This is a genomic window from Rhizobium sp. PL01 (genome assembly GCF_033447125.1).
Classification (GTDB): domain Bacteria; phylum Pseudomonadota; class Alphaproteobacteria; order Rhizobiales; family Rhizobiaceae; genus Pararhizobium.
Genome location: NZ_JAWQUM010000003.1, coordinates 539,179 through 554,579, shown reverse-complemented (window position 1 = coordinate 554,579; position 15,401 = coordinate 539,179). Strand labels below are relative to the sequence as shown.

The 15,401-nt window shown below is 55.6% G+C and carries 16 protein-coding genes, 1 tRNA gene and 1 pseudogene; 11 read left to right on the top strand and 7 right to left on the bottom strand.

The features are described from left to right. Together R6X40_RS31590 and R6X40_RS10485 are read right to left on the bottom strand one after the other, a co-directional pair. Positions 1-106: pseudogene (locus R6X40_RS31590) on the bottom strand (porin); the annotation flags it as partial. 843 nt (positions 107-949) lie between these two features. Then, positions 950-1,039 (bottom strand) — tRNA-Ser (locus tag R6X40_RS10485). Between the two features lie 356 nt (positions 1,040-1,395). On the opposite strand from R6X40_RS10485, the gene R6X40_RS10480 reads away from it, so the two are divergent. Continuing rightward, on the top strand, positions 1,396-1,575 hold the full coding sequence (locus R6X40_RS10480; protein WP_318413215.1) for a hypothetical protein: 180 nt from the start codon (positions 1,396-1,398) through the stop codon (positions 1,573-1,575). Positions 1,576-1,660: 85 nt separating this feature from the next. Here the strand turns inward: R6X40_RS10480 and R6X40_RS10475 are convergent, their stop codons facing one another. After that, positions 1,661-3,883 carry a caspase family protein gene (locus R6X40_RS10475; RefSeq protein ID WP_318413214.1) on the bottom strand — a complete coding sequence of 741 codons (2,223 nt, stop codon included), beginning with the start codon at positions 3,881-3,883 and terminating at the stop codon, positions 1,661-1,663. A 331-nt stretch (positions 3,884-4,214) separates the two neighbouring features. Here R6X40_RS10475 and R6X40_RS10470 point away from each other — a divergent pair, with 331 nt between their 5' ends. From R6X40_RS10470 to R6X40_RS10455, 4 genes are all read left to right on the top strand, one after another. After that, positions 4,215-4,571, top strand: a complete 357-nt coding sequence (locus R6X40_RS10470) for a PilZ domain-containing protein (protein ID WP_318413213.1) — start codon at positions 4,215-4,217, stop codon at positions 4,569-4,571. A gap of 99 nt (positions 4,572-4,670) precedes the next feature. After that, positions 4,671-5,084, top strand: a complete 414-nt coding sequence (locus R6X40_RS10465; protein WP_318413211.1) for a DUF2177 family protein — start codon at positions 4,671-4,673, stop codon at positions 5,082-5,084. Positions 5,085-5,286: 202 nt separating this feature from the next. Continuing rightward, positions 5,287-5,655: a PilZ domain-containing protein gene (locus R6X40_RS10460; RefSeq protein ID WP_318413210.1), complete on the top strand. Its 369-nt coding sequence runs from the start codon at positions 5,287-5,289 to the stop codon at positions 5,653-5,655. 127 nt (positions 5,656-5,782) lie between these two features. Then, positions 5,783-6,904, top strand: a complete 1,122-nt coding sequence (locus R6X40_RS10455) for a pyridoxal phosphate-dependent aminotransferase (protein ID WP_318413208.1) — start codon at positions 5,783-5,785, stop codon at positions 6,902-6,904. A 60-nt stretch (positions 6,905-6,964) separates the two neighbouring features. Here the strand turns inward: R6X40_RS10455 and R6X40_RS10450 are convergent, their stop codons facing one another. Then, positions 6,965-7,231: a sel1 repeat family protein gene (locus R6X40_RS10450; protein ID WP_318413206.1), complete on the bottom strand. Its 267-nt coding sequence runs from the start codon at positions 7,229-7,231 to the stop codon at positions 6,965-6,967. Positions 7,232-7,768: 537 nt separating this feature from the next. On the opposite strand from R6X40_RS10450, the gene R6X40_RS10445 reads away from it, so the two are divergent. The 5 genes from R6X40_RS10445 to R6X40_RS10425 all read left to right on the top strand — a co-directional run bounded on the left by R6X40_RS10445 (position 7,769) and on the right by R6X40_RS10425 (position 10,827). Beyond that, positions 7,769-8,110 carry a DUF2147 domain-containing protein gene (locus R6X40_RS10445; RefSeq protein WP_318413282.1) on the top strand — a complete coding sequence of 114 codons (342 nt, stop codon included), beginning with the start codon at positions 7,769-7,771 and terminating at the stop codon, positions 8,108-8,110. Between the two features lie 351 nt (positions 8,111-8,461). Then, entirely contained in the window at positions 8,462-8,635 is a 174-nt protein-coding gene (locus R6X40_RS10440; protein ID WP_037107006.1) for a hypothetical protein, read from the top strand. Positions 8,636-8,646: 11 nt separating this feature from the next. Next, entirely contained in the window at positions 8,647-8,820 is a 174-nt protein-coding gene (locus tag R6X40_RS10435; RefSeq protein ID WP_318413202.1) for a hypothetical protein, read from the top strand. Positions 8,821-8,911: 91 nt separating this feature from the next. After that, a complete protein-coding gene (locus R6X40_RS10430; RefSeq protein WP_318413280.1) occupies positions 8,912-9,232 on the top strand; it encodes a YnfA family protein in 321 nt (106 codons plus the stop codon). A gap of 92 nt (positions 9,233-9,324) precedes the next feature. Continuing rightward, the gene (locus R6X40_RS10425; RefSeq protein ID WP_318413200.1) at positions 9,325-10,827 is read left to right on the top strand and encodes an AMP nucleosidase; all 1,503 of its coding nucleotides are present in this window, start codon (positions 9,325-9,327) and stop codon (positions 10,825-10,827) included. A 3-nt stretch (positions 10,828-10,830) separates the two neighbouring features. Here the strand turns inward: R6X40_RS10425 and R6X40_RS10420 are convergent, their stop codons facing one another. Both R6X40_RS10420 and R6X40_RS10415 read right to left on the bottom strand, forming a co-directional pair. Continuing rightward, positions 10,831-11,787 (bottom strand): lysylphosphatidylglycerol synthase domain-containing protein, encoded by a 957-nt coding sequence (locus R6X40_RS10420; RefSeq protein WP_318413198.1) that lies wholly within the window; start codon positions 11,785-11,787, stop codon positions 10,831-10,833. Positions 11,788-11,912: 125 nt separating this feature from the next. Continuing rightward, positions 11,913-13,007 carry a tyrosine-type recombinase/integrase gene (locus R6X40_RS10415; protein ID WP_318413197.1) on the bottom strand — a complete coding sequence of 365 codons (1,095 nt, stop codon included), beginning with the start codon at positions 13,005-13,007 and terminating at the stop codon, positions 11,913-11,915. 333 nt (positions 13,008-13,340) lie between these two features. Between R6X40_RS10415 and R6X40_RS10410 the strand changes: the two genes are divergently transcribed. Next, complete coding sequence (locus R6X40_RS10410) at positions 13,341-13,916, top strand: hypothetical protein (protein WP_318413195.1); 576 nt, start codon at positions 13,341-13,343, stop codon at positions 13,914-13,916. A gap of 734 nt (positions 13,917-14,650) precedes the next feature. On the opposite strand, the gene R6X40_RS10405 is transcribed toward R6X40_RS10410, so the two are convergent. Further along, complete coding sequence (locus R6X40_RS10405) at positions 14,651-15,223, bottom strand: recombinase family protein (protein WP_318413194.1); 573 nt, start codon at positions 15,221-15,223, stop codon at positions 14,651-14,653. Between the last annotated feature and the right edge of the window lie 178 nt (positions 15,224-15,401).

The window sequence follows — 15,401 nt, the reverse complement described above, 5'->3', positions numbered from 1 at the left end:
ATTCCATTGGTTCCGGCTCAGCAGCTACGATTGCGTCAGCTGCCTGGGCGCCGGATACTGCTGCGAGAGCTGCAGCGGAGCCGAGAAGAAGGCTCTTGATGTTCATTTCTGACCTCCAGTCAAAAGTTTCAAACGGGTTTGGGTATTATACTGAAGGACAGTATTCCCTGCCCCATCCCCAACATTTAAGAAGTCGGACGATCAACCGCCCTTGCTTCCGGAGTTGAAAATACAAGACGGGACCGCTGGCGCAATCACCAACTTGCCAGTTCGTCATGTTTGGCCCGCCCTTCCCCCTGCGCTGTTGCTGAAACGACACAAAATCGCCCCAAGCGGCCGAAAGATCTTAACAAAGCATTAAGAAAACCCTTTATTCATCGGGACTTAGCCGCACTTTGGACCGAGTATTCCGTATCATAACGGGGCGGAAATGGGGCAAAACGGCACTGCGCAGCCGGATTCGCGGCGGCGCGCAGGGGGCGCCACTGCTGCCGCGGCGACAATCACGAACAATGAAGAACCGAAATCACGATGCCATTTGGTGAGATTAGCAGTGCGAATCGTAGAATCATCGCCGCGCGGTGCCTGCGGCACGATTCGTATGCGCCCAGCGAACGGCCAAACAACGCCCTCCCACCTATCCCACTCCCGGCCTGACGGACGACAACGGACACGGCTGAGCTTTGACTGCGAGTGTAGTTCATCGGGAATCGGTGGCGGGTTAAAAACCAAGACCGGCACGCCTGCCAAACTCACGTTCATGTGTAGAGGATGAAGGGAGCATCTCCGGCTTCACTGTCTGCGAACAATGCTGACGGGAGATGGGATCAAACGCAGCGAAATGTCTGGCGCCTGAAGAACCGACGATGTGAATCATGGAGTTGATGACAGCCGCAGCAATCGATGCTTGCCGTCGTGTCTGATAGAAAATCTCAAGGATAAGGTCTGATGGCGGAGAAGATGGGATTCGAACCCACGATACCCTTCCGGGTATACTCCCTTAGCAGGGGAGCGCCTTCGACCACTCGGCCACCTCTCCGTTAGCGCCTGACTAGAGTCAGGCGCCCGTTATTGCAAGGGGTTTTTACGGTTTCCCGCGACAAAGTTGCTTTTCCACGGGTCTCGGTGCGCTCTGACTGGCCGCAGAAGGGCTCGCAACACCGTGCTTCGGATCAGTCCGGTCTCGTAGTCTCGCATTTTCACCCTAGAGGCTACGCGCGCTTTGCAGATAAAGATCTGAAGAAGAGAACGTCGGGCCTGTCCTATCAGGCTGCGAACGGAGAGTTGGCATTCATTGCCGATTGCCCGTCACCGCTCAATTGGGCTAGTCCTTATCCTTAGTAATGTCATTCCTCTCTGCGGAACGACTGATAACAACAGGTTCGGAAACACACGATGAGCAACGACAGCAAACCGGCGACACAGGTAACGATCGAAAAGCTTCGCAATGGACGGTGGGCGTTCGTTCTCAAGCGTGGATCCGTCGTTTATCCGGCGCATGGCCAGTTCGCCAGCCAGATCGAGGCCATTTCAGCTGGACAGGCCGCGCTCAAGGCGCTTGAGGCCAAACGATAAGCCGTATCGTTTTCTCTCTATTAAAAAAGGCCGGGCCAGTTTTTCGCTGCCCGGCCTTTGATGTTTTGACTCAGGCTTTAAAGCGTCAGGTCTTTTTCGCCAGCCGGTCAATTGCATTCTGGGTAGCAGCGCCGAAATCGCCGTCCAGTGGACCGCTGTAAAAGCCGCGATCCTTGAGCAGCGCCTGAATTTCCTTGCGGAAGGCGGGCGTGAAATTGTCCGGGGATGTTTTTAGCTCCTGAAGCTTGGCCGGATCGCCGCCTTCGACGCTTGCCGCTGCCCAGCGCACGGCCTCTTTCGGATCCGCCCTGGTGCCCAGCCCCCAGTCATAGAGGCGGCTGAGATTGCCCATGGCATAGGCGCTGCCGGCATTGGAGGCCATTTCGTACCAGTTGCGCGCCTGCGCATAGTCCTGCGGCACAGCCTTGCCGTCATCGTAGAACCAGCCGAGCAGCGCCATTGAATAGGCGTCACCGACATTGGCGGCCTTTTCATACCAGACCTTGGCCTGGGTATAGTCCTGCGGCGTACCGAGACCATTCTGATAGGCCCAGCCGAGCGAGGACATCGCATTGGCATCGCCGGCTTCGGCCGCCTTCTGATACCAGGAAAGCGACTGGTCGAGATCCTTCGCGACACCATTACCCTCGCGGTAGAACCAGCCGACGGTCGCCATGGCATTGGCGTAACCCTGATCGGCCGAGAGTTGGTACCATTTCAGCGATTCCGCGTAATCCTGCTGAATGCTGCCGTAGCCATCGCGATAGAGCCAGCCGAGCGATGCCTGCGCATAGGAATTGCCGTTATTGGCGGCGTGTTCGAACATGTCCTTGCCCTTGTCGACATCGACAGGACCGTCGGTGCCGTAGATCGAGAACCAGGCGAGGTTCGTCAGGCCATACATATTGCCGCCGTCGGCTGCCTTTTGATAGCTGCTGCGCGCATCAACATAGTTGCGGCCCGCGTCCTGCGCCCGGCCGAGCATGTTGACGAGCATCATGTCATCGGGATTCTCATTGACCGCCTGGGCGCAGGCGGTGAGCGCGCGCGCCGAATCGATCTTCAGGAAATTCACGCCGAGGAAGCCCGGCATTGATTGCGGTTCGCCAGCGAGCAGATAACAATCGCGCGAAGCCTGCGTGTCCTTGCCGGTCCGGGAAATGTTCAGGCCCTTCTTCGGCTCTAGTGCTGCGATTTGGGTTTCGGCTTCCGCCCGATGATTGCTGTCGGGATAACGCTCGACAAAACGGGTCAGCGCAGCACCATCGGTCGATTGCTTGAGCGCCTCCCAGGCGATTTCGTCCGGCGTCACCGTCGTCTGAGCCGCTTCCTCCAGAAGCTTCAACTTCTTTTCGGCAAGCATTTTGTAGACCGGGTCGGCACCATGCTTGGCCAAAAACACCTCGATCAGGTCCTTGTCGGCGAGATCGCGGATATTCTGCCAGTCGGCAGCGGCGGCAGACTGGCCGTTTGGCGAGACTTCCTGCGTGTTGCCATTGTTGGTGATGTTGATGTTCACTTCCTTGATATTGAGGAAGATCTGCGCGCCGCCGAGCGAACCGTAGACGAACGGTTCCTGCTCGCGATTGGTCGCCGTCACCACGTCATCGCGGACCTTGCCAAGCGCGATACGCACATCGACGCCGGGTTCGGTCAGATATTTCGCCAGCGCCGTGGCAAACGGGCTGTTCTTGCCCTCGCCGTCCATCGCGACTGTACCGGCCTTCGACGCGAAGGCGACCAGGAGGTCGGCCGATTCGGGCTCGACGCGCGCCAAGCCACGGCTGACGGCGCGGGTGGAGATAGACCGGGACATCGACTGCTCGAAGGGATTGTTGCGGCAGGCATCGAGAATCACCAGTTTCAGCCGCGTTGCACCTTCGAGCGAACGCTGCACACGATCGAGCGGAATGGCCTCGTCTTCGACATCCTTGTCGGTCTTCAGGCTGACATCGACCGGCAGAAGAAAATTCTGACCGTTCATCTCCATGCCGTGGCCGGAATAATAGATGATGGCGACATCAGCGCCGGCGGCGGTGTCTTCGAAATCGCGGAGCGCACGGACCATCGCGGCACGGTCGAGATCGTGGACAGCCGTCACGGTATCGAAGCCGGCATCCTCGAAGGAGGCCTTCATCAGCTCGACATCGTTGGCCGGGTTGTTCAGCTGCGATGTGGCCTCGTATTTCTCGTTGCCGATCAACAGCGCGACGCGTTTTGCCGCCTCCGCTGAACCGGCCTGACATACGACAATTGACAGCGCCAGAGCGAAGATCGGCAGCCAGCCATGGAAATAACGCCTGAACATGATTTTCCCTCCGCGCCCGTGCAGTCTGCCGGGTGTATTATACCCTTCCGAACTGCGCAAACATGATCCCTGTTTCGCCCGGCATTTTCATTGCCAGCACGCTTTGCATGAAACTATTACGTATGGGCGGGTGTGTTTCAATGTCCGCCTTCAAGCTTTTTTAAGCAAGGATGAAGACAAGGCCGCCGGAAGCGCAAGCTCAGTGCAAGGATGCCGTTGGAAACTGCTACCATAGCAGCATGCGGTGTGGCGAAACGCAGTGTTTACACCTGATAAAGGTTGCAACATCCAACAGAAACGGCGCGCCGCCGCAGATTTTCCGGAGTTTCCCATGTCGATGGTGATGCATCTCGCCGAGGCAAAGCCGGGTCAACTGACCACCAGCTACAAGCACTATTATATAGAGCGCCCATGCCGCATCCTTGTGGTCGGGCAACATTTGAAGACGAAGACGAAATATCAGTGCCTGCTACGCCACATCTCCGTCGGAGGTGCCATGGTGGATTTCAATGCCAATATCCTGCTGCCGAAGCATTTTTTCCTGCAGATCGACGGCTTTCAGGAGGAAATCGGCTGCTCGCAGGTCCATCGGCACCGGAGCGAACTCGGCGTACGCTTCAACATGCAGCTGGCGCCGGAATTCCTGAGCCGCCTGATCCGGATGAATTTCACCAGCGGCCTGATCTGAAAGCTGGCGGCTGGGCACAAAAGGGTTCTTCTATTTTCGCCCGGTGGCAATCCAGACAGCGTTGCCTGCCGTAGCAAGGAAGAAAGAGGGCCAATCATCATGAAGACTGTTCTGATCGCCTACGCGGGAACGCTCGCATCCCTGCTGATTGCCGATGCCATCTGGCTCGGGCTGGTGGCACGGACGTTTTACCGCGACCAGCTCGGTGACCTCATGCTGCCAACGCCGAACCTCACTATCGCCTCGATCTTCTATGTATTTTTCGCAATGGCCATCGTGCTCCTAGCCGTCATGCCTGGGGTCAAGGCTGGCTCTCTTCTCACAGCGCTGGGATATGGCGCGGTACTCGGCCTTGCGGCTTACGGCACCTACGACATTACAAATCTCGCGACACTGAAGGGCTGGCCACCGATTGTCAGCGCAGTCGATATGGCCTGGGGCACCTTTGTCACGGCGCTCTCCGCAAGCTGCGGCCTGCTCGCCTGCCGCTATTTTGTCAGCGCTACGTCCTGATTCGCGACGCCACGGCAGGCAGAGTGCGTCAATTTACACCCTCATTAAATTTTTAAGGAATGTTTTCAAAAGATTGCAATACCCCTGACTGATCCTGAGCCAATCGAACGCTGCCCTCATGAGGAGGGTAAGAGCGACGGACGCAAACGATGCGGCAGATGTGGATGATCATCCAGGCCTCATCGCTATCGGGGGAGTGACGATGCAAAACTCGACAATGTATTCCGTGGTCAGCTCCAAACTTTACGAGGAGCGCTTCGAACGCTTTAAGATCGGACAAGCCGGCACGTTGATGGCCGTCAGACCGGCACTTGGCGGGGTCTCCACCCGAACCTGCAAGATGACCGAGATTTCGCGTGGCGGCGCAAGCTTCGTCGTCAATACGACAATCGGCCTTCCCCAGCACTATTATCTGACCATCGTTGGCACGAAAAAGCGAATCGGCTGCGCTGAAGTCTACAGGCGCGACAACCGGATCCAGGTGCATTTCATCAAGCCGATCGACGATGCATTCCTGCATCAGATCGTCCGCTACGAGTTCTTCACCGGCGGCGAGCTGAAAAAGCACTGAGTCCTTAACGGAGTTTGACAACGGATTGATGTGAAGGCGCGTTTCGCGCCCGGATGTTGTTTCCATGGCGCGGAAACATCGCTAGTCTCCGCCGCGATTTCATCCATTGACAGGCTCGATCATCCGCATGTCCGCATTTTCCAGATTTACCCCGCTCGTCGCCTCGCTCCCCTCCACCATTCCCTTTGTCGGGCCTGAGGCGATCGAGCGCCAGCGGGGCCGCCCGGTCGCGGCGCGAATCGGCGCCAATGAGAGCGGATTCGGTCCGGCGCCTTCGGTTTTGGCGGCTATGACGGCGGCAGCGGCGGGGGTGTGGCAATATAATGATCCGGAAAATTTCGAGCTGAAGAAGGCGCTTGCCGGCCATCTGGGCACCAAGGCGGAAAACATCGCCATCGGTGAAGGCATCGACGGACTGCTCGGGCAGATCGTTCGCATGGTGATGGAGCCTGGCATGCCGGTGATCACCTCACTTGGCGGCTATCCGACGTTCAATTTTCATGTGGCAGGTCATGGCGGCCGTCTAGTGACGGCCCCTTATGTCAACGACCGCGAAGATCTCGACGGGCTGCTTGCCGCCGTCAAACACGAAGACGCACCACTCGTCTACTTCGCCAATCCTGATAATCCGATGGGCAGCTGGTGGGATGCAGACAGCGTCGTCGCGTTTGCGCGGGCACTGCCGGAAACGTGCTTGCTCATCCTCGACGAGGCATATGGCGAGACTGCGCCGGCCGGCACCATTCCTTCGATCCCATCGCTGATCGACATGCCGAACGTCATCCGCACGCGCACATTTTCCAAGGCCTATGGCCTGGCAGGTGCCCGTGTCGGTTATGTCATCAGCACGCCGGGAACGGCGCAGGCCTTCGACAAGATCCGCAACCATTTCGGCATGAACAGGATCGGGACTGCAGCGGCTATCGCTGCACTGGCGGACACGGACTATCTGGCTGAGGTGCTTGAAAGGATTGCCGCGTCCCGCGACAGGATCGCCGAAATCGCCGTTCGCAACGGGCTGAAGCCCCTGCCCTCGGCAACGAATTTCGTGACTATTGATTGCGGCGCTGACGCCGTTTTTGCCCGGGCGATAGTCGACCGGCTGATGGCCGACCACGGCATTTTCATCCGCATGCCGGGTGTTGCGCCTTTAAACCGTTGCATCCGGATCAGCACCGGACCGGAGACGGACATGGCGCTTCTGGAAGAAGCCTTGCCGAAAGTGCTGGGATCGCTCGGCAGGCAGTAGAAACCGCGCCTCATCTTCGGAGGTCTCGGTCCTAGCGCCTGTCGTCGATACAATTCTGTTTCAATGCACTGTCATCCATTCCCGGGCGGCGCGCAGGGCCGTGGCGAGGTCAGTCTTGCTCATTGTCATCGTCAGGTCGGCGCGCAGCGCTGCTGCCCGGTCCGAGCCCTTGATGGCGGCGATGTTCAGCCATTTGTGCGCGGCGATCAGATCGACATCGCAACCACGTCCGGTTGCATACATCAAACCCATTTCGCAAAAGACGTCCGCGCGGTTTTCGCCACCCATCGTGGCATCCGAAGCATTCTGAATGTCAAAGCGTGCCATTGTCTCTGTCCCTGTTTAACTGGTTTCTTGCGTCTACAGTCCCTGTTTTATTTGCCTTTTTAGGCTCCCTGAAGGGGCCGCCGTCTTGTGCGGCTTTGGCCCCCTGAAGGATGTCGGCGGGGTGTTTTTCCCTGCTCGTCTTATGGATTTGAATATGCATCAGCGGTTTCAATACACGCTTAAAATGCATGATTAATGTGAGGCAAACAAAGTTCAAACGATTGGTAAACTTGGTTTTTTGTTAAACATCGCACTGACCGGAAATGCTGGCTTTTGCCTCAATCTTTACGGAAAATTCAGGCGGCGATTTCAACCAATCGGTAACCACGCAAAACGGTCGCCTCTTCCGACTCGCGAAAAGAGGCGGTGCGACACACCGCATTCTGCTGGAAGTTTTCACCGTAAAAGCGGCCGGCCAGATATTTACGTTTACGTCCGCGTAAGCTATTTTCCAGCCATTGAGCGGTGAGGAGACCTGCTCTGGCAACATTTCGCCCGAAACCAGCGTTATCCGGCGAATTCTACGGGAGGCACATGATGATTCGTACATTGATACTCGCAGCAGCCATGACGATGGCAACGGCGGCGGCAGGCTTCGCGGCCGAACCGATCGTCGGCAACTGGAAAACGGCAAGCGGCGAGACCGCCGCTATCGCGTCCTGCGGCGGCGGCTATTGCATCACCCTGAAGACGGGCAAGCATGCCGGCAAGCGCATTGGCAACATGAACGGCAATGGCGACACCTATTCCGGCGAGATCACCGATCCGGCCAATGACAAGACCTATAGCGGCAATGCGTCGATCAGCGGTGCTTCGCTGAAAATGCAGGGCTGCGTTCTCAAAGTTCTCTGCAAATCGCAGACCTGGACACGGATGTAATTGCGCCAATCATCCGGCGGGCATACCCGCCGGATACCATTTCTGGTCGTCCGCACGGCAGCGGACAGCCCACCGTCTGACCGGACTGAACTTTGCGAGCCTTGCCGCCCTGTGACGCATCCTCAGGCCGCCGCCCTCCCTCATTCACGAATGACGTTCTGAACCTCTCTGTTCATCTATCGGCGTTGCCGGCCGGCACGTTGCCGGTCGCTTGAGGCGTTTCCTGAACGAAAAACCGCGAAGATGAACGGGAGATGAACCGAGGTCTCAGGAAGAGTTCAGTTTGCCTGTGCGAAAAGGTGATCATCGAGTTGAACCCCGATCGACACACCAGATCAAACGGACAAAGCCATGGACATTCTCGCCCGCCGCCTCACCATCATCAGCATGCTTATGGTCGTCTTCGCATTGACGCTCGCAGCCGCTGTCAGTGCCGATAGCCAACGTCGCCGTCATAACTACGCCGGCTCTATTGCCGACTGCACCGTGCACACCACGAAGTTCTGCGAACAAGCCAAGCTCTAAGGTCAAAAACCATGTTCCTCCTCGCCCATTCCGCAACCATCGCCCTGCGCATGCTGACGCTCGCAGCCCTTTTGATGGCTCCGATGGGCGCAGTTGCCTACAGCAAGGCCTCCGGCCTTGGTATCGGCAAGCAAGGAGCAGGCCTTGTCCTGTTCGTCACGCTGCAGCGCCAGTCGATGAGCTGACGCAGCAAGCCTGCCTTCGGCGCTCAAGAGCGCTTGCACATTTGAATCGACTGCCTTCCTATTGTTCAGCCAAGGAAGGAACCTGATGCCCATTTCCGCATTCGCCATCTATGCCCTTGCCGCTGTTGCGGAAATCGCCGGCTGCTTCGCCTTCTGGGCATGGATGAAGCTGGACAAGCCGATCTGGTGGCTCATTCCCGGCATGGCAAGCCTCGCCCTGTTTGCCTGGCTTCTAACCCTGATTGAAACGGCAGCGGCCGGACGCGCCTATGCGGCGTATGGGGGCATCTATATCGCTGCGTCGCTGGCCTGGTTGTGGATTGTCGAGGGCGTCCGGCCTGATCGATGGGATGCAACCGGCGTTGCATTCGCCCTCGTTGGCACCGCCATCATCCTCGGTGGGCCGCGCTGACCGGCATGTCCCGAACAGGCCGTTGTGCATCTCAATCTTGTCGTTTGCCCACTTGTCGTTTGCTTGTAAAAAACGGCATCCTATAATGCCGCATGAACAATCGAATCTCTTCCCTCTCCGCCCTTTCCATCGCAACGCCTGACGTTTTCGAACCGCAGACGTTTGACGATCCGGTTGCTGCCGTCGATGCGCTTCTGGCGCTTTATGAGCGCAATACGAAATTCCTGGTCGATGCCTTCACCGAGCTTGGCCGGACCGGAACACCGGTTTCGCGCTATCGCGCCTGCTATCCGCAGGTCAGCATCGAGACCAGCAGCTTCAGCCATGTCGATTCGCGCCTGTCCTACGGCTATGTCAGCGCGCCCGGCGTCTACACGACCACCGTTACCCGGCCAAAACTGTTCAAGCACTATCTGAAAGAACAGCTTGGCCTTCTCATCCGCAGCCACGGCGTCGGCGTTACCGTATCCGAATCGACAACGCCGATTCCGCTGCATTTCGCATTCGGCGAAGGTGCCTATGTCGAAGCGGCTATGGCTGAGAATATCGATATCCCGCTGCGCGATCTGTTCGACACGCCGGACCTGACAACCACGGACGACGAAATCGCCAACGGATCGTATGAACCCGGCCCCGGCGAACCCTCGCCGCTCGCGCCATTCACCGCCCAGCGTATCGACTATTCTCTGGCCCGGCTCAGCCATTATACGGCGACCAGCGCGACGCATTTCCAGAATTTCGTGCTGTTCACCAACTACCAGTTCTATATCGACGAATTCTGCCTCTGGGCGCGTCAGCAGATGGTTGACGGCGGCAATGGCTATACCGCCTTCGTCGAACCCGGAAATATCATTACGCAGCCCGGATCGGACAAACCCGACTCGGACCTGACGCTGGCCCGCCTGCCGCAAATGCCTGCCTATCATCTGAAGAAGAAGGGCCATGGCGGCATTACAGTGGTCAATATCGGCGTCGGACCTTCCAATGCCAAGACGATCACCGACCATATTGCCGTGCTGCGCCCGCATGCCTGGCTGATGCTTGGTCACTGCGCGGGTTTGCGCAACAGCCAGACGCTGGGCGACTACGTGCTGGCCCATGCCTATGTGCGTGAAGACCACGTGCTGGACGACGACCTGCCGGTCTGGATTCCGATCCCGGCGCTCGCCGAAGTCCAAGTCGCGATGCAGGACGCGGTGGCGGAAGTAACCGGCTATGAGGGCTATGACCTGAAACGGATCATGCGGACCGGCACCGTCGCCACGATAGACAACCGCAACTGGGAGCTGCGCGACCAGCGCGGACCGGTCAAGCGGCTGTCGCAGTCGCGTGCCATCGCGCTCGACATGGAATCGGCAACGATCGCCGCCAACGGTTTTCGCTTCCGCGTACCCTACGGCACGCTGCTTTGCGTTTCCGACAAGCCGCTGCATGGAGAGCTGAAGCTGCCGGGCATGGCGACGGCGTTTTACAAGACGCAGGTCAGCCAGCATTTGCAGATCGGTATTCTGGCATTGCAGAAGCTGGCGGCGATGCCGCCGGAAAAGCTGCATTCGCGCAAGCTGCGCAGCTTCTTCGAGACCGCGTTCCAGTAAGCCTCAGCGGCGCGGCGACAACAGAATCGACAAAAGCGTGCCGGCAACCGCCGACACGACGATCATCAGGTGGGCATTGACGCTGGCGCTGGCCAAAAGATCGAAGGCTGCACCCTTGGCCGGCGCGCCGAAGGATATGGCGCCGGCAGTAATTCCGGCCGGATAGGTACCGACGCCTGCCGGTGCGTGTACCGGCAGAACCGATGACAATTCGCCGCCAAGCGCACCGCCGAAACAGGCGGCAAGCGGCAGGACGCCCATGGTGGCCAGCACCCAGGCAAGCACCGCGACCTTCGTCGACCAGTTGAGAACCGTCATCAGCCATGCCCTGACGAACACCAGCGCATTGGCCGGCAGTCCGGCCTCCACTTCGACCAGCAACCGGCCAAGCTTTTCCGGCAGGCGCCGCTGCAAAACGGCAAGCGCGTGGCCTTTCAACAGGAACATTGCCAGCGGCGATACGAGAAAGAGCCCCCACAGCAACCAGCCGAGCGCTTGGCTATCGCGGCCGATGATGAGACCTACGCCGGCGGCGGCAAAAAGAGCATGCAGGTCGAGAAGCCGCATCAACAGCAGCGCAGACGTGCTGCGCGTCAGCGGGACGGCAAATTCCGAGCGCATCAGGATGGGAAAACTGGTCTCGCCTGCCCGGAAGGGCAGCATGATATTGAGAAGATTATGAACCTGTGTCACGCGCAACAGCGTCAGGAAACGGCCCCGGGTTTCGCCCGGAAAATAGTCGTATATCCGGTAGCACCGGATGAAATAGGTTCCGACCAGGAGCAGAAGCGCAGACAGGACCGGAACGAGGCCAATCTCTGCCCATTGCCGTAAAAGAACCGGCCAGCCCCAGATCCACTGGATGAAAGCCGCATAGGCGATGACGGTGACAAGGGAGATGGCGGTCATCCGGTTGCGGACAAGCCATGAGCCCCGGCTGGCATCCTCTCCTGCATTCATATATTTGGTACTTTCCTGTCCGGTGCTATGGCACGGCTGGTTATCACGATAACCCAGGCGAGAGAACCTGCAGCGTTTTTAAAAGGCTTTGATCTTGGATCCCATCTTGGAATACCACACAAAAGCTAACTAGCTGTTTTGTCTGCATCTTCCAGCTTTGATCCCTCACCGGTAGTTGGGTGAGGGTTTATTATGTGCTCGATCTGTTCTGCAACGATCTTGGAATTAGATTTACCAAGCTTCACTCTATCAGCGCCTCTTGTGTAAGGCTCTGTCTGTTTCATGTTTGACCAGCCATATTGACCCATCAATTCAAAGCCTGTAGCCCCGCCCTCTGCCGCTAGTGTAGCAGACAGTTTGCGTAGACCGTGCGAGTTCTTGTCGATACCGGCCTTACGCGCTGCGGCAGCGAACCAGTTGCCAAATCCATCCACCACAAACGGTCGCTTAAGCTCGCTGACGAGGAAAGTCAGGTCTCCGGTGGGTGTGTCGCGGATTATGTCTAGAACACGCTGAGTGAGCGTCACGGTGATGACAGCAGCCGTTTTGTGCGTCCTAACAGTCAGGGTGTCGCCTTTCAGGTGCTGAATGCCGATCCGACAGAGATCACTACGCCTCAACCCCGTATGCAATGCTAGTTCGAATGCAAGCCGCTGTTTAGTACCAATAGGCCATACCTCACAGAACTTGTGCACGTCTTCCAATGTCCACACAGGAAAGCCGTCAGTCTTATATGTAAGTCTATCAACACCCGTAGTAGGGTTAACATCAATATATTCTTTCTTCACAGCCCACTTGAACAGTGAAATCATCGCCTTAAGAAATGAATTAGCTGTAGCGGGTATATGCATACGGTCTTCCATACCATTCTCCACAGCCCGCTTAGTAATAGATCGGTATGGAACTTCTGCACTCTTATCAAGCACACCCTTATAGGCGTAGTCCCTTGAACGCCGTGTAGCTGGAGCAATAAGTTTCCATTCTGGACTTTCCTTGTATTTTGCAAGCAACCATGCAATTGAGCGGGCATCTTCCGTACCCTTAGCGGGAATAGGATTACCAGACAGGCATGCTCTGTATGCAGCCTTGAAATCCTTGGCGCCAATGTCAGGCAACCGTGTACGCTTTCCTTGACCTATACGAAAGTAGAACACAACCTTCCCGTGTTGTGTGCGCTGCTTAACTACATGCAGTGGGAGTTTGCGCGGAATGATAATCATAACTGTATTCCTTGAGTGACAGGCCGTGCAGCGCCGATCCAACACTTACTCAAATGAATAAGCGGTCCGGATCAGTCTAGTTCTTGCACATAATTACTCCTCCGAGAATCTGTAATCCGCAATTTAGCGGACGCCTTCGATCAATATGCGGAATGGAGGCCATATTAAGCTGCTTGATGATATTTTGAAGTGCAGATAGATGTTGTTAAGATCGAACTGCAGTAATCAATATGACCTATATTCAGAGAGCTTATACGAGGGTCGATTGACTAATTGATCGATAGTGCAGTATTTCTAACAAAGAATAGATAAGACATATAGTAGGGAATGCACATGTTGCTGGTCTTCGTCGCTTTAATTTCTGGAGCTGGATATGCTTTTTTTCGTTTCAATGTAAAGACAGGTACAGAGACTGTTCGAGCATTCATCTTCCTGCGCGGATTAGCTAATGGAGAACGACCAAGCCCCTTAGTCAATATGTCACCTTTGAACGTACCTACGAGTGTCATCACGGCAGCTAAGGATTTTGTCGATACCTTTTTCAAGGGTCGCCAGCTTCCATTCATTGGCGTTGCATATATCAAAGGTCTGCAGTCGAACATGCCCGGTTGGTATAGGCGATGCGCTATTAAAGCAGCACTGGAGTTCCACGAGCCTATCACGCTAGCCCAAGTCGAGGCCGACCTTCAAAGTAAGGTTGACTTTGATGAGGCGGAGTACGCGAGGTATTATACAGAATTTCTAAAGGAGCTAAAAAGGCTTTCTGGAAAAAGTGATACAGATCTGCATTGGGTCGAGCTTGCAGATGATGAAGGGCAGAGACTAGCATTCATAGACCGTGTTAATCCATTGACGCTAGCTCAATGGTATAAAGACCAAGCCACACCACCTCTGTCCTCGGAACTTTGACTGGCAAAATTAAATCGAAAAGGGCTCAGACCGCGCACCAGGGTGGCATTGGCCGGTTCGCGCTCCCATGTGCGCCCGCTACGCTAGAAAATGCTCTGGCGAGCCCCTGTGGCCGATTGACGCCCATAAGCCGCTGCACTGCGGAAGTTCAGAGGCTCGCACTGGCAGGCTAGTGAAAAGCAGCAATCTAACCCGATACAGTGAGCAGATATAAGCCGGTATTGTTTACTGTTATAACAGTTCCACTGTAAATATGCCGATGCAATGCATTTCAGAATATTGTTTTGATATATTTATATCTATTACATATTAGTATCTCTATCTAACAATCATTATGATGGTAGATGTTAATATATTCAATTAACTGTAATATCTAATTATATACTTTAATGATTCTATTATTGCTATGGATATCAGCAGGGTATGATCTCTATATCTGCTATCATTTAATGTGTCTTTAGGGATACGTATTTACCCCTAAGCCATGGCATGAGTGAACTAGTTCTATTTAGTACTATGACTGAGTATCTATCCGGCTCTATGGATGCGTATATCTAGTTGCATCTATTTATATATTTATATGTATAGGTGTAACCGTTCTAATCCATGGCCCATGGCGAAACTGATACGCAACTGTATCAGCTAGCAGGCCCTATATGTTCCAAGTAGTGCGGCTTAGGAGCAGGTCGGATATCGTCGGCTATCAGTGTGCATATAGAGAGATGGCTGCTAGGTCAGTGTGCATCATCCTGACGTGGTGAGAGCAGCTTCTGTACGGTGGCTTTCGATGTACCGACTATGGCCGCAATCTTTCGGATACTCACATTGTCCGATCTCAGTTCGGAAACCCTAGCTGCCATCTCTTCAGTAACAAGCCTTGGCCGCCCACCGGTTCGTCCTTCTGCCTTTGCTCTGGCGATGCCCTCCATCTGACGCTCTCGCCTTATCTCAGTCTCGAATTCTGCAATCAAGGCAAGTATCCCCATCACCAGCTTTCCTGTTCGGGTACTTGTATCAACCGCGCTGTCATCCAAAACTTTGAAGGCCACGTCTCGTGTATTGAGATCGGACACAATGCGGTAGAGGTCTACTGTGGAACGTGCCAATCGGTCCAACTTAGTGACAATCAACGTGTCACCGTCTCGTACATATCTTAGGCATTCTTGCAGCGCAGGGCGGTCGCTATCTAGCCCTGAACGCTTCTCGCTGAAGATTTTTGTAGCCCCTGCGCTCTGTAGGCGTTCAATCTGCGATGCATGATCTTGGCTGGTGCTAGAAACTCTTGCGTATCCGACAATCGATGACATCTGTACACTTCCTTTAAGAGGTCTGTGTACGACGTGTTAATGTACGCAATGTGTACGGTCAATCCCTTTGTCCAAAAAGGTATACATTTATGTACGGTCCATCCCCCCCTCCCGTTATTCAAACGTGTGATCAATCGTTATCGCTAGGCTCTTGGATGACCCTAAAAGCAACACGCTT

What these genes read in the sequence shown, in the direction of transcription:
- R6X40_RS10480 (WP_318413215.1), top strand. Translation starts at nt 1,396, where the DNA reads ATGAGCAACGACAGCAAACCGGCGACACAGGTAACGATCGAAAAGCTT.
- R6X40_RS10475 (WP_318413214.1), bottom strand. Translation starts at nt 3,883, where the DNA reads ATGTTCAGGCGTTATTTCCATGGCTGGCTGCCGATCTTCGCTCTGGCG.
- R6X40_RS10470 (WP_318413213.1), top strand. Translation starts at nt 4,215, where the DNA reads ATGTCGATGGTGATGCATCTCGCCGAGGCAAAGCCGGGTCAACTGACC.
- R6X40_RS10465 (WP_318413211.1), top strand. Translation starts at nt 4,671, where the DNA reads ATGAAGACTGTTCTGATCGCCTACGCGGGAACGCTCGCATCCCTGCTG.
- R6X40_RS10460 (WP_318413210.1), top strand. Translation starts at nt 5,287, where the DNA reads ATGCAAAACTCGACAATGTATTCCGTGGTCAGCTCCAAACTTTACGAG.
- R6X40_RS10455 (WP_318413208.1), top strand. Translation starts at nt 5,783, where the DNA reads ATGTCCGCATTTTCCAGATTTACCCCGCTCGTCGCCTCGCTCCCCTCC.
- R6X40_RS10450 (WP_318413206.1), bottom strand. Translation starts at nt 7,231, where the DNA reads ATGGCACGCTTTGACATTCAGAATGCTTCGGATGCCACGATGGGTGGC.
- R6X40_RS10445 (WP_318413282.1), top strand. Translation starts at nt 7,769, where the DNA reads ATGATTCGTACATTGATACTCGCAGCAGCCATGACGATGGCAACGGCG.
- R6X40_RS10440 (WP_037107006.1), top strand. Translation starts at nt 8,462, where the DNA reads ATGGACATTCTCGCCCGCCGCCTCACCATCATCAGCATGCTTATGGTC.
- R6X40_RS10435 (WP_318413202.1), top strand. Translation starts at nt 8,647, where the DNA reads ATGTTCCTCCTCGCCCATTCCGCAACCATCGCCCTGCGCATGCTGACG.
- R6X40_RS10425 (WP_318413200.1), top strand. Translation starts at nt 9,325, where the DNA reads ATGAACAATCGAATCTCTTCCCTCTCCGCCCTTTCCATCGCAACGCCT.
- R6X40_RS10420 (WP_318413198.1), bottom strand. Translation starts at nt 11,787, where the DNA reads ATGAATGCAGGAGAGGATGCCAGCCGGGGCTCATGGCTTGTCCGCAAC.
- R6X40_RS10415 (WP_318413197.1), bottom strand. Translation starts at nt 13,007, where the DNA reads ATGATTATCATTCCGCGCAAACTCCCACTGCATGTAGTTAAGCAGCGC.
- R6X40_RS10410 (WP_318413195.1), top strand. Translation starts at nt 13,341, where the DNA reads ATGTTGCTGGTCTTCGTCGCTTTAATTTCTGGAGCTGGATATGCTTTT.
- R6X40_RS10405 (WP_318413194.1), bottom strand. Translation starts at nt 15,223, where the DNA reads ATGTCATCGATTGTCGGATACGCAAGAGTTTCTAGCACCAGCCAAGAT.